The sequence below is a fragment of the Alkalibacterium sp. MB6 genome (assembly GCF_009935905.1).
Classification (GTDB): Bacteria; Bacillota; Bacilli; order Lactobacillales; family Carnobacteriaceae_A; genus Alkalibacterium.
This window is the reverse complement of record NZ_PREX01000004.1, coordinates 99367-113084: the sequence shown is the minus strand read 5'-3', so window position 1 is coordinate 113084 and position 13718 is coordinate 99367. Positions and strand designations below refer to the sequence as shown.

General features: G+C 36.5%; 10 protein-coding genes. All 10 read right to left on the bottom strand.

Annotated elements, in window-relative coordinates; all coding sequences use genetic code 11:
* Positions 1-206: 206 nt before the first annotated feature.
* The 10 genes from C3945_RS03095 to wecB all read right to left on the bottom strand — a co-directional run bounded on the left by C3945_RS03095 (position 207) and on the right by wecB (position 13636).
* Entirely contained in the window at positions 207-2450 is a 2244-nt protein-coding gene (locus C3945_RS03095; RefSeq protein WP_161878219.1) for a cell wall-binding repeat-containing protein, read from the bottom strand.
* Positions 2451-2507: 57 nt separating this feature from the next.
* Positions 2508-4412: a cell wall-binding repeat-containing protein gene (locus C3945_RS03090; RefSeq protein ID WP_161878218.1), complete on the bottom strand. Its 1905-nt coding sequence runs from the start codon at positions 4410-4412 to the stop codon at positions 2508-2510.
* Between the two features lie 311 nt (positions 4413-4723).
* On the bottom strand, positions 4724-6031 hold the full coding sequence (locus C3945_RS03085; RefSeq protein WP_161878217.1) for an O-antigen ligase family protein: 1308 nt from the start codon (positions 6029-6031) through the stop codon (positions 4724-4726).
* Positions 6032-6061: 30 nt separating this feature from the next.
* Entirely contained in the window at positions 6062-7075 is a 1014-nt protein-coding gene (locus tag C3945_RS03080; protein WP_161878216.1) for a hypothetical protein, read from the bottom strand.
* Between the two features lie 47 nt (positions 7076-7122).
* Positions 7123-8265, bottom strand: a complete 1143-nt coding sequence (locus C3945_RS03075) for a glycosyltransferase (RefSeq protein ID WP_161878215.1) — start codon at positions 8263-8265, stop codon at positions 7123-7125.
* Positions 8266-8279: 14 nt separating this feature from the next.
* A complete protein-coding gene (locus C3945_RS03070; RefSeq protein ID WP_161878214.1) occupies positions 8280-9407 on the bottom strand; it encodes a glycosyltransferase family 4 protein in 1128 nt (375 codons plus the stop codon).
* Positions 9385-10182 (bottom strand): glycosyltransferase family 2 protein, encoded by a 798-nt coding sequence (locus C3945_RS03065; protein ID WP_237585455.1) that lies wholly within the window; start codon positions 10180-10182, stop codon positions 9385-9387. The genes C3945_RS03070 and C3945_RS03065 overlap by 23 nt, the downstream gene beginning before the upstream one ends.
* 12 nt (positions 10183-10194) lie before the next feature.
* Positions 10195-11289: a glycosyltransferase family 4 protein gene (locus tag C3945_RS03060; RefSeq protein WP_337249269.1), complete on the bottom strand. Its 1095-nt coding sequence runs from the start codon at positions 11287-11289 to the stop codon at positions 10195-10197.
* A gap of 38 nt (positions 11290-11327) precedes the next feature.
* Entirely contained in the window at positions 11328-12500 is a 1173-nt protein-coding gene (locus tag C3945_RS03055) for a hypothetical protein (RefSeq protein ID WP_161878212.1), read from the bottom strand.
* Between the two features lie 17 nt (positions 12501-12517).
* On the bottom strand, positions 12518-13636 hold the full coding sequence (gene wecB, locus C3945_RS03050; protein ID WP_161878211.1) for a non-hydrolyzing UDP-N-acetylglucosamine 2-epimerase: 1119 nt from the start codon (positions 13634-13636) through the stop codon (positions 12518-12520).
* Positions 13637-13718: the final 82 nt, after the last annotated feature.

Genomic DNA, 13718 nt, shown 5'->3' with positions numbered 1-13718 from the left:
GGCTGGCAAGCCTTTTTTGTTTGTTCAAGCTTCTAAGATTTTCGTTGCAATACTATCTACTTTTATATTGCCATAAACATCGATTTCGACTAATGCCTTTAGCTAATGTTTTTGGCATACGCCTCTTACATGAAACTAACAAATATAAAAAACGAGCAGACATCTTCTAGATGAATGCTCGTTCAAAATAGTTAATAGATTCTGAATTAGAATCCGAAATAGGCGTCTATTCCTTGTTTAGTAGCGATAGCAGCATTTCTTTGATAAGAGCTTGTTCTCACTAGAGATAATTCTCCAGCGTGATCCATAAATCCATATTCTAGTAAGACAGCTGGCATATTGCTTTCCCTAAGGACGTGGAAGTTATTGCCTTTGACTCCTCGGTCAAATTGATTGGCTACTCTAACGACTCTAGGGTGTATTTCATCCGCTAGTGCTAAGCTATCTTTAATACGTGGATCACTTGTTCTAAACTGACTACGGCGAGTTTCTTGGCCAAAGCCACTAGCTACACGGTGATGGATAAACGTCTCCACTCCACGAGCTGAACCAGCGTGTGTGCCGCCCATAGCGTTATGGTGGATACTTACAAAAATATCTACCTTTCTAGCGTTTGCTTCATTTGTTCTTTGGGCCAGAGTAAGGTATCGATCCGTATCACGAGACATAATGACATCGTAATTTCCAGAAGCAACCAACTGATCTCTCAGCTGACGAGCAATTTGTAGGTTTAATACTTTTTCAGATACGCCTCCGTAAACTGGACCAGCATCGCTTCCGCCATGACCGGCATCCACGTAAACTAAAGCTTTAGGATTTAAGTACAAATCTTTAAAGGCTGTCATGACCTTAGGTGCTAACGTTGACTCCCCGCCAAGTAATGTGAAACGATCAAGCTGCTTACTTTTCGCATACTCTTTAGCAGATTCAATGTGTCCATCTCGGTTACTCAACAGTAAAATACCAGAGGATTCTCTTGCCCCTAAAACTGAACCTGTTAAGACATCAGCAAAGGCATCACCTGATCCGACATACACATGTTTACCATTAATCCCCCAATTGTTCAGTACAGCTTTATTGACTTCATAACGATTACTTCCTGATAGTCGTCTAACATTTCGTGTTTGAGCGTTTAATTGATTCTCTACTTGGCGACTAACTGATGTGTCTCCACCAATGATGCGCCAGTCTTTAATAACCCTTGCCACTCTTTGTACGTCTTCATGCAAAGTATGAGATCTAGTTAATAAGATGGGTTGCTTATATCTTCCAGCTACTGGAGATATACTAATTGCATCTGCATAAGCTTCCCCATTGACTAAGTGGGCCGTAGATGGTCCACGTAAGCTAATTAACTCTTCTGCAATAATACGGGATGTGTCATAACGGTTTTGACCTGCCAATCGACGAACAGATAAACCTCTATTTCTTAATGTCGTTATAATATGCTCAGGAACAGAGTTTACCCCACCCAGAACAATGACTTCTTTCGCTCTCAATCGAGTGATTTCATTTAACGTCTGAGGAGAAATACTATTTCCGTTAACAAGTAACATCGGTGCATTATAATGTGCCGCAAGAGGAGAGCCAGAAAGAGCGTCAGCAAATTTGTATCCATTAGCAAGGACTACTCTATCACTGCGTGTCCACCCTTTTCTACTAATATTCTCTGCTACTCTCATTCGGTTTTGGCCCGTTACTCTATCTACTACTGTTTCTCTTTCCACTCTACGGTTTGACCTATTAGAGGAAGTAGACACTGAGCTTGTCGTTATCATATTCATCGGGTTTATGCGGGCTTGCATATCCCTCACTTGATTTTCAACTCGGATATCAAGTAGGATAGCTTTTAGTTTATCTGACTGTCCAGCTCCAAGTCTGTCCGGTACCAACACTTCCAATTGTGAATGCACAGTGTATTCATCATCTATAAATAGTTGGAAATCGTTAATGTTTGCCCGAACGGCCTCGTTAGATAAGTCCTCTATGGTAGTCAAAAATTCTTTGAATGAGCGTTCCATGTCAGTATACGAGTCCTCTAGTCCTTCAAGAAATAGAGCTTCTTCTATTACGTCGTCTGTTTCGTCTGTTTCTTCTATTTCTACTTCTTCTGCTTCTTGCACTGTAGGAGCGACTTCTTGTTCTAGACTCTCAACCTCATTTTGTTCTCCTTCGTCTAAAACAGAACGGTCATCAGAAGATTCCTCTACGTCTGGCTCTTCTTGCAAAAAGGTCTTTGGAACATCTTCCTCATGACGTTCATCTGATTCTTCTACCAGATTATCTTCTTGTTGTCCGTCACCTTCATTTAGTTGCTCTTCATTTGCGATTGCTGTGTTTTCTTCTGCGAATGCAACCATTGAGAAGCTAGACCCGATTGGTGTGGCTAGTAGAATTACACTCATTGATATGACTATAGATTTTTTAATTTTTTTTATAATAAAATTCATCTTTATTCCCTTCTATGTGTTCTCTTCTAAACTTAAAAACAATTCCTTACTTTCCGATTAATCAAAGCGAGTTAAGTTATAATTATTAATTACTCGTCTAATAGCATTAAAGTATTCAGGATCTGTTGCATAGCCTCTTAATCCGCCATTATCTAAAACTTCCATGACGTCTTTTGTATTCTTTCTCCATGTTCCTCTATAATAAAAGTCTTCACCTGTTCCTCTTCCGCGACGCATCATGTTGGCGTATACGTCTAAAGATTGAGTGTAGGATGGAAAGCTTCTGAATCTAGCAATAACATCCACACGTATGCCATTCATTACTTCCCATGTCCATGCGGCAACATAGTCAGGGTTGTTACCCGCCTTGATTCCAAATAAGTTATGGTAAGGCGGTCTTGATAGAGAACTTAGGCCAATCGTTCTAGCTGCTCCACTTTCATGTATGGCTTGAGCTATCATCAACGACGGGTACAATGCTTCCTCACCTGATCTATTGGAAACTTCAATCGCTGAAGGGGCCATCCAGTCAATGAACTCATGTACTGACTTAAACGGAGAAGGATTATTTGTTAGCATTAATCTTGCTTTATCCGCTGATGAAAGTAATTGTTCTACACCAGTACGGGTTACGGCGAGGGTTTGACCAACAGCCAACACATTTATATTTGGTATATGTCTATTCCACACAGTTAACTGTAGTGGACTTAAACCAAAACTGTCAGCTATTGCATTAAACGTATCGCCTCTTTGAACAGTATAAAGTCCATTCTTATGGCCACGAGTAATGATTACTAAAGGATAGAGATTTGAAAATCGAGTAACGATTCCTTCTGAAAGGGTATTTGGTCCCCCGAGAATAACAAAATCATTAAGATTTTTCGTTTTAGCATACTGTTCAGCACTTGCGATATGACTTTCTCGTTCACTTAAAAGTAAAATACCTGTATTTTCTCTAGCAGCTAATACAGATCCAGTTAATATATCTGCAAAAGCATCGCCAGAACCAACATAGATTTTTCGTCCTGTCATGCCCCATGTGTTCAATACGTTTCGATTGACCTCATATCGATCAGCACCGGATATACGTTTAACGGTGTTTACCCTTTGATTCAATTGTGTTTCTACAGTATTTGTAATTGAGGTATTTCCACCGATAATATTCCAATTTTTAATTGAATTAGTCATGGTTTGTACTTCTTTATGTAGAGCGTTTGCTTTTGTTAACAGAATCGGTTGCTTATTGCGACCCGCTACTGCAGAAATACTGACAGCATCCGCATAAGCTTCTCCATTAACCAAGTGTGCAGTTGTTGCTTTGCTTGAGTTGATTAACTCTTCTGCAATTTTTCTTGATGTATCGTACCTATTATTTCCAGCTATACGTCTAACATTAAGACCTTTACTTCTCAATGTATTAGCAATATGTTCCGGAACAGAGTGAGGTCCGCCTAATATAATAATATTTTTAGCACTTAATCGACTAATCTCATTTAATGTCTGAGTATCTATACTTTTTCCATTAACCAATAACATAGGCGCATTGTACTGTGCTGCAAGAGGGGTTCCAGAGAGTGCATCTGTGAATTTAAAGCCATTTGAAATGAAAACTGTATCACTTACTTTCCATCCTTGTTTACTAATGTTTTCCGCAAGGCGCATGCGGTTATCTCCTGACAGTCTAACGACAGACGATGTCGCTTGCTGAGATGATTGAGTCGTCACAAATGTTCTTGGTGCAGGTGGTGCAACTGTAGTAATAATTTCATTCTTTTCAATGAATTCCTCAACAGTATGATAGTCTTCCGTTTCAAAAGATTCTTTTTGCTCAAAAGTATATATATCTTCTCCTAATGTTTCTGCTTGAACGTTTAAGTTCTGATCATGTTCCCCAGCTCTTATCAACAATAATGAATATGCACTGAAGATTAAAGATTTTCTAGCCAATCGTTTTTTGCTCATTTTTCAAAAAACTCCTTTTCAACTTTATAATAACTTAACACTGTTGTTAGTCTACCTTTTATTTCCAGTTAAAAGTTATGAAAATTGTTACAGTTTACTGACAATAAGTGTTCTTTTTGTTCAAAGAGTTAAATAACTTCCCTCCACCGTTTATAATCGGTCATTTTTAGTTATCATTAACACGTTTCACCTTTTTTAGTTACTTGCATTATAAAATAAGTGTGAAGAAAAAGGAATCACCTCCTTTCTTCACACTTATTTTTTATTGTCTGTTTTACATTTTACACATTTTCTGATTAATTTTTGTATAACTAATATACATTGGATATTGTAGGATTTCCTTTTTTGATTATGTTGTTTTCACTTTCCTTTTTTTCTGTTAACTGAACAAATGCGATGATTACCGCCCATAAGACCCATTGCCATTCAATAAAAATATTTGATGCTGACGATATAGATGATGCTACAAAACTAATGACGTAAGCAAACAAAAAGAAAGATGACGATCTAATAAACGGATTATAAGAATATTTATAAGAGACATATAATTGTCTTAAGATGTAAAGGTACATCAGGGTGTATAAGATAAAGGTAATCAATCCATACGCAACAAGAATATCCATAAACCAGTTATGAATGTTGGGAGCGTCTACTACAAAAATCGGTGACTCAACCATCCATGTCTCAATGTTACCTGCCCCAACCCCGAAGCCAAAGGATTGCGCCAAGAAGGCAAAGCCGTTTAGTAGCAAATTGATTCGATAAACATTAGATCCTGATTGCCTAATAAAAGCGATAACTACACTATAAATAGAATAACGTAAAGATGGAACAGCAAAATAAGCCCCTATAAACAGAACCATAAAGATACAAATGGAATATAAAATAACCCTTAAGTAACGGCGCTTCATTGTTTTAAGTATGAATAGAGTAAAAACGAACAAAATTAACGCCAGTTGATTTCCTCTTGAGCCTGTTCGGTAAAGCAAAAACAAAGTGGAAAGAATAGATAGAATACTTAATCCTTTGAGCCATTTTTTGTTTGTATTAAACAAGATAATACAGGATAGTGGAATACTGGCAAAAATCAAAGTTGAATAATCGTTGATATTAGTAAAGGTGGTGTATGGAACTCGAGCCCCACTATTAGCCGAGAAGTTCGCTCTAACTGGTCCTGATAAATCAGCCCATATATAATGATTCGTCATTATTTCGTATAAGCCCATCAATTGATGAAAACCTATCATCGAAAATAAGATGACGAAACATTTTTTTAGATCCCTTTGACTAGTCATAAGGGTGCTAGTCAGAACTATGGTAAAGGTCCCTACTCCGACGAAAAAGATCCCTTTCATCCAGTTCCCACTATCTCTTGCCCATATAAACGAAAATACACCAATAATTAACCAAATGAGATACACATACCTGAACTGATTATCTTGAAGATTAAATCTCAAGCTAACTGCCGGGTCTCTTCTAATATAGATAAAACTGATAGTGATCACGCATAGAGCTAACAGCATTCTATACATTGATACTTGTGCTATACCAGCATTAACAGCTAGTATGTCTGTTCCTAGAAATACGGAAGCAATGAGTAGATAGCCTAATTTTTTCATGGGTCACCTCTATTCGGTTAAGCGTACTACTTATATTTCAATAATTTTTGTACGTGCAGATGGATATAATTTTAAATTCTTGCGTTGTGATGCGTACCAATCTTTGCTAGTTAATTTTCGCTGAATAATAATCGAGCATTCTTCAAATCGTTCGTCAATAGGAATTGACGTCACATTTGAATGTATTGAAAACTGATGCTGTCCCATTTTAGTCAATGCATTAACCAACTCTTCTGATAACGGGTGTTCAGTTAGAATCACCACTTTATCTGCATGGCCACTTAATATATCATAGGCAACTTTATCTCCTGCCTGATTCAATTCACGCATATAAATATCATCAGATTTCCAACCATAAGTAAAGCTGTATAATATCTTGTCATGTAGTAGAGCTTTTAAGATTGCTATAGCAATAGCTGCTACTATACCGAAAACCAGTCCAATTCCTGCCATAAGAATGACGGATACAATAGAAGCTGTTGGCCCTTCTCCATTAACAAAGACTGGTTCTTCTTCAGTTGCTTCTGGTTCTGATAACAGATAAACATTCTTATCATCGAAAAATGGATGTTCTGATTCGCTTACCCAAGAATAATATGCTTCAGCTAGTTCTTGATTTTCTTCACTGGTCCCTACACCAATGGTTACGGTCATCACATTGGTAGATGTGTTGCGCTCAATATTTATAGGATCCTCATTAGTATATACAGGATCAAAATTTTCGCTAAATTCATCTAATACATCTTGAATGACAATTCCCGTTTCTTGTTCCATACTTGATACAACTTCCGGCTGAGTAGCTAAGATCTCTATTAAGTACGAATTAGTAAATGTCCCTAAGTTATCTTGTTCAATAAATAAATCAAAGTTAGACGGGACCCCTTCTGTTTCGATTGTTTCCGTTCCAACTGTTTGAAAGTCCCACTGCATCAGTAGTCTCACTCCTGCAAAGAGTAAGGAAAAAATAATTGCTAGTGATGCGATTAATTTCTTATAGTCTTTTATTAGCTGCCAGACCTCTAAACTAAACGATTTTAAATCCATCTTAATACTCCTTATTTTTTGACATTCGAATGCGTTCATCCGTTTGATTAAATTTCATAGGATTGAATTTCTTTGTTTAAAAACTGTACATAAAGTTGCGCAGACGTCTCATTAGTAAATTTGCTTGAAATCAGCTTGTCTTCAATGTCTTCTTTCTTTACTGGCATTGGTTTAAACGTCTCTATTTCGTTCGCCCATTGATCCACATGATCAATCGGTAAAAACTTTACCATTGAGAGGTTTAAGTCACATTCTTTAGTGATGGTATGCGATAAGATACAAGGTGTTGAAGATGCTTGCGCTTCAATGACAACGGTTGGTAGTCCTTCATCGAATGATGGCAAGACGACGACATCCATCATATGAAATAGATTCTCAATGTCATCTCTTCGACCCAGAAATTGAACAACGTCTTCAAGATTTCTTTCTTTAACTTGATTTTCAATCTCTTCTTTTAATAGACCGTCCCCTGCAAAAAACCAGAGAAATTCAATCCCTCTGTTTTTTAATTCTTCAATTATATCTAACATGAACGGGTGGTTTTTCACTGTTTTAAATCTTCCTACATGGCCAATGATTAAGCGGTTGTCAGTTACACCTAATATCTCTTTTTTTAATTGTATCGGATCAGATTCTTTCAAAAATCGTTCGTGAGCAATACTATTGGGAATATGAACAATACGGCCCTGTTCAACTGCATGTTTCCCAAAGATATTTTCAGATGCTTTAATCCCACAGGATACTTTTTCTTTAGACATCCTCTTATTTAACTGACGCTTGATTTTATCTTGTTTACTATTCGGACTGCTTAACGGACTTGCCGTATGAGCGTGAATGACAAATCGTGACAATCGGTTCTTTTTAGCTACTAGATAAAATGGCAAGGCGATCCTCCCATTGACATGTGAATGCACGAGTACATCTTTGGGTAAATCTTTCATAATGGTGTTTACTTGGCTAAAGAATTGTTTAAAACCGGCTTCTTTTGGGTTGCTTACTCTAAAAATCTGCCCACCCGTTTTCTCAATTGATCGTCTAAATTCAGCCCCTACTTCATCAAACGTGATCACATCAAACCTAATGGCTTGATCGACTAATGCTTCTGCCTTGTTTTTGATAAAGGAGGAAATCCCCCCTCCAAAGCCACTCATGATATGAACCACTCTATTAGTTTGTATTTTTTTTTGCATTAGATAACCTGCCTTTATCGTGATTCATTTTCATAGATAGTTAACAATTTTTCAGATAGTTCTTTCCAATTAAACTTTTTATATGCTGACAAAGCTTGCTCTGATATAGCATCATAATGAGATAAAATCTTTACTGCTTTGTCTGCCACATCTTTAGGATCATTTGAATCGACAGCATAGCCGACCGACCCTTCTTCAAACTGTTTATAGAACCCTTGACCTTTAGAATAAAGAACAGGCAAACCTTGACTCATTGCTTCCGGATAGACTAGACCAAATGTTTCATATCTTGAAGGCAAGATAAAGAGGTCATGTTCTCTGTATTCTTCTATTAGCTTTTCTTTTGGAATATACTCAATTAATTTAAATGGAATACCTGTCGCTTCCAGCTTTTCTAAATAACTCTTTTCTATGACCTTACCTACCATGGTTAACTCGACTGGTCTTTTAATCGTTTTTTCAATTAAGGATGCTGCTAAGAGAGTGACATCCTGATTTTTACGCTTTCTAATTTGCCCAACAGTAATAATTCTTAAAGGTTTAGTTGCATCTAACTTTTTAGGTTGTCCTTCATTTTCAAACCAGAAGTCATCTATGCCATTTGGTACTAGAACTGCTTTTTGACGAATGCTTTCTTTCAATTGAGTATCTTTAATGTAAGTATCGATTAGGTTTTCTTTACTATGATCTGATAAAAAGATAATTTTAGATGCCTGTTTTAATATCTTTCTACCACGCGCTCTTAGGTTAATTCTTTTATGAAAAAAACCTTCGACATCTGTAAAGCTGCGCACCGTTACCGCATAAGGGATACCATACTCTTCATATAGTTTTAAAGCGACATTCCCATCAGTAAATAAAGTATGCGCGTGAACAAATTGAATGTCACTCAATGGTATGGTCTGTTTTAAAGTGTTGTATATCTTTCTTTGTTTCCACGTGAAAATGTATTTATCAACATCATTGAACACAATTGGAGAATGAACTTGGTGTTTGGAATCATATAAAATGTCTTCCTTTTTTTCTTTTTTCATAGGCATATAGATGTGATTCGTGACATTTCCTTGGGATAAATAATCCATTACATTTTCGTGCAACCAAGAGGTTAGGTAGTTAGAATTAATGTGAAGAATGTTTTTCATTTTTTACGACCTCAACTTTATTGTGCTTCGTTATAACAGTATAAATTTTGTGCAAAAGAATATAGGCAGACTTTAACCAAGATAATCCTTCAATATTGTATAAGACGTTCCATTGATGTGAAATCAACTTAAATTTATTTGAAGACAAGGATTGCGAACGGACTCGATAAATGGAGTACGTTTCATGTAAACCATGCACATGTCCCGCTTTTTTTATCACTTTTAGCCATAATGCAAAATCATTTCGTCTCTTAATTTCTGGTGCGTAAAACTTACCTAATCTTTTAGCATTATAGATAATGGTCGAGTTGCCTGGGCAATATTTTAATACACCATTATAATCCAATTGGTCACTTACTTCGATAAGGTTAACAATGGCGCCCTCTTCATTCATTTCAGCATATTCGGTACACGTGAAATCATAATTATTCTCTCTCATAAATTCAATTTGCTTTTCCAATTTTTCTTCTGTCCATAAGTCATCACTATCCAAAAAGGCTAAAAATTCTCCCCTAGCCTGTTTGATTCCTGCATTGCGAGCGACAGCTGCGCCGGAATTTTGTTCTAATTCAATCAATTTAATTCTAGAGTCATTGAAAGAGTGCACAGTATCAACCGTACGGTCAGTTGAACAATCATCAATGATTAATAATTCCCAGTTAGTATAGGTCTGTTTTTGAACAGATAAAATAGACTCTTTAATGAAGCTTTCAGAGTTGTAAGCCGGCATGATGATTGATACTAAATGATCAACTAAAGTATGTGTATAATCCAATGATCTGACTCCTTAATGTTTCTTTTTATTGTTTTTATTAAGCTTATCTCCGAACTGTCTCAACCGTTTCAGCAAAGGTCTTCTGTCTTCCCCTACCAAACCAATCAATTCAACAAACACTTCTAATCCGATAAGTAACGCAATCGTAATTAACACGGACCCCAGTAGAGTAGATATAGGATACAGTAAGGCAATCATAGAAAAGATACCGGCTACTAGATAAATAACTAGTACAGTCTGTCTATGTGTTAATCCCAAAGTCATCAATCGATGATGCATATGGTGTTTGTCTGCGCTAGAAATAGGCATTTTATTTAGCTTTCTACGAAGCATGGCATAAATAGTATCCGTAATAGGTATCCCTAATATAACGATAGGGATAATTAATGATATCAGTGTAACGTTCTTTAATCCATATAGAGACAATACTGAAATCATAAACCCTAAAAATAAAGCCCCAGTATCTCCTAAATAAATTTTGGCGGGGTTAAAGTTATAAGGTAAAAACCCAATAATACTCCCCACTAATGTGAAGATCATTATACTCGTTTCGAAACTATTGGTATCTAAAAAGAAAACCCCTATAATCCCCATCGTCGATAAAGCGATGATAGAAACGCCACTTGCTAAGCCATCCAACCCATCTATTAGATTAATCGAATTGGTTATAGCTAAAATCCATAGAATGGTGAACGGTAAGCCAATCCACATAGGAAGGTTGATTTCTCCTATGAAAGGCACACTTACCTGGGCGATAGTTAAATCGTTTAAAAAAATGATGATTAGGGCGGCTGCTAAAAGTCCAGCCATTTTCATTTTAGGGCTAATTTCTTTAATGTCATCAATCATCCCTGTCAGAATAACAAAACTAGCCGCTATAAACATTGGGATAGCAATTCGATTAGCGACAGGTTGTAAAAAGATGATCGTGAAAAAGAAAACGAGGTAAATACCCAATCCACCCATTGAGGGCATGATTTCAGTATTCATCCTTCTCTTGTTTGGTATATCCACAGCTCCTATTTTATAAGAGAGCTTTTTAATTAATGGGGTAACGCCCACACTTAGTGCGATTGATAAAAGTATATTGATGAGCACTTGATACATATCATACATAATAAAAATTCCTTCCAATCTATACTATCCTAATTTTCCTTGTTAAATCCGTATAGGAAAATCATAAGTAAAAACAACCAAAACGCTGGGTTTAAATAACCGCCTTTAGCTACATTCATTGTTACAAAAAGAATAAAAGCAGGTAGATTCAAAATAAGAAGATATATGGATAGGCCGATATATGGAATCAATCCTATCAATCCAAAATCACTTAAGGCATAGGCATAGATATTAGTCACAGGTGGTGTATGCCCAATCCCGTTTCCAAAGAGAAGTCTCTCTCTTTCTACATATATCCAGCTCTCAACCAGTCGATTATAAGCCGATGTATCTGTTCCATTCAGGATATTTAATGTTCGTTGAATAATCGTTTCGTTAATCATATCCCATAAAAAGTAAAAAAGGATGACTAAAGGTATTAATAGTAAGCTATACCATTTAGACCACTTCCAGTCACCTTTAATTATATTATAAACAAAGGCGACTGTATTTGTTAGGAAAAAGATGAGAATCATACTATAACTAAACGTTAATAAAATACCTAAGGCCATTATACTTAAGACCAATTTATTACTTTTTCGTTTTGAAAAGAGATTGGCAAAATAAAGTGTATTTAAGTAATAACCCAAATGAGCCGGTTCAGAGAATATACTTCTCGTCCGAACAATCGCTGCATTCCCCGCAAAGTAAAAGCTTCTGTAATCATCTCTAGTAAAGCGCCATAAGAACGTTGCTAAATCTCGATTATCTAAATAGATGCCTATAGTGATGAGTACCCCAAGCAGAATGACTACCATTGCGAAACGGTTGTTAATTCTCAAGAATTGATTTAATGATTTATTGTGATTTAAAAAATTGTAAAAAACAACGAGTGAAATGATATAGAACATAAACTTGATGGACGACACAACAATACGTTGCGGATTCACCCAATAATCGTTAAAAAGATACGATAATATAATAGTTAAGAGTAATAAACCAAAGACTGTTAATAGTCCGTTCATTTGTTGTTTGTCTATTTCAAGTCTTCCCACTAAAAAAAGAATAAGAACGGCCAAGGCTAATATAAAATCCCCAAAGGAAGAATAAAGTATTAACCAGTCACTCAGAACAAAGGCTAATGCAATTAGCGACATAATAATTGAAGACCAAAACATTGGTGAAACATTATACGCCCTTACTTCTCTCATTTTTATTTCCACTAATGTCCTACCTTCTTTCAGTTGAAGTACGCTTTCATCGCCTCAACAATTTTTATGCTAGCCGTTCCATCTCCATACGGATTCAAAGCCTGAGCCATTTTATCATAAAGTTCCGTGTTGTTTAATAACTCTTTTACATTTTCATATACGCTTTGTTTGTCTGTTCCTGTTAACTTCAGTGTTCCCGCTTCTAGCCCTTCTGGTCTTTCTGTTTTCTCACGCAAGACCAGAACCGGTACGTTCAAAGCAGGAGCTTCCTCTTGAAGCCCTCCGGAATCAGTTAATACAAGTGTGGATTTATTGATTACACGATGAAAGATATCGACCTCTAGAGGCGCAATTAAATGGATACGATCATGGTCACCTAAAACTTCCTTAACCACTGACTGAACAATCGGGCTAAGGTGCACCGGCATGAGCACTTCTATTTCGGGGTATTCTTCTACCAAATCTATAACCGCTTCGAATACTTGACTCATGGGTTTACCATAATTCTCTCTTCGGTGCATCGTTAACAGGAGCCACTTTTGTTCAGATTTGCGATTCATCTTGTCTAGTATGGGGTGTTGTTTAGTTAGTTCTTTCGTATACTTGATAGCATCTATCACAGTATTTCCAGTGACAATAATAGATTGACTGTTTTTATTTTCATTTAGCAAGTTTTCCTTAGTTGCTACAGTCGGTACGAAGAAAAGATCAGTTATTGCATCTATTAATTGTCGGTTCGCTTCTTCTGGGAAAGGGTTATAGGTATCATACGTTCTTAAGCCCGCTTCAACATGAGCAACGGGTATTTGATGATAGTATGCTGCTAAGGCAGCGGCAAAACTAGTCGTTGTATCCCCATGAACAAGAACAAGGTCGAAATGTTCTTGAATAAATACACGCTCAATTCCTTTTAGCACAGTGGTTGTGATGTCAGATAGTGACTGGTTTTCCTTCATAACATTTAAATCCCAATCTGGGGTGATTGAAAAGACACTTAATACTTGATCCAACATTTCTCTGTGCTGAGCAGTGACAATGACTTTCGTTTCAAATATATCTTGATGTTTGTTGAGTTCCAAAATAACAGGAGCCATTTTTATGGCTTCAGGTCTTGTTCCAAATACAACTGCAATCTTTTTCTTTTTCACTTGGTATTACTCCTAATCCGATTGAGATAATAGTTATAGTTCGTAGGCTTCTGATATTCACGCATCATTTTACCATAAATGA

Coding starts and splice junctions, on each gene's coding strand:
- C3945_RS03095 (WP_161878219.1), bottom strand. CDS start 2,450: ATGAATTTTATTATAAAAAAAATTAAAAAATCTATAGTCATATCAATG.
- C3945_RS03090 (WP_161878218.1), bottom strand. CDS start 4,412: ATGAGCAAAAAACGATTGGCTAGAAAATCTTTAATCTTCAGTGCATAT.
- C3945_RS03085 (WP_161878217.1), bottom strand. CDS start 6,031: ATGAAAAAATTAGGCTATCTACTCATTGCTTCCGTATTTCTAGGAACA.
- C3945_RS03080 (WP_161878216.1), bottom strand. CDS start 7,075: ATGGATTTAAAATCGTTTAGTTTAGAGGTCTGGCAGCTAATAAAAGAC.
- C3945_RS03075 (WP_161878215.1), bottom strand. CDS start 8,265: ATGCAAAAAAAAATACAAACTAATAGAGTGGTTCATATCATGAGTGGC.
- C3945_RS03070 (WP_161878214.1), bottom strand. CDS start 9,407: ATGAAAAACATTCTTCACATTAATTCTAACTACCTAACCTCTTGGTTG.
- C3945_RS03060 (WP_337249269.1), bottom strand. CDS start 11,289: ATGTATCAAGTGCTCATCAATATACTTTTATCAATCGCACTAAGTGTG.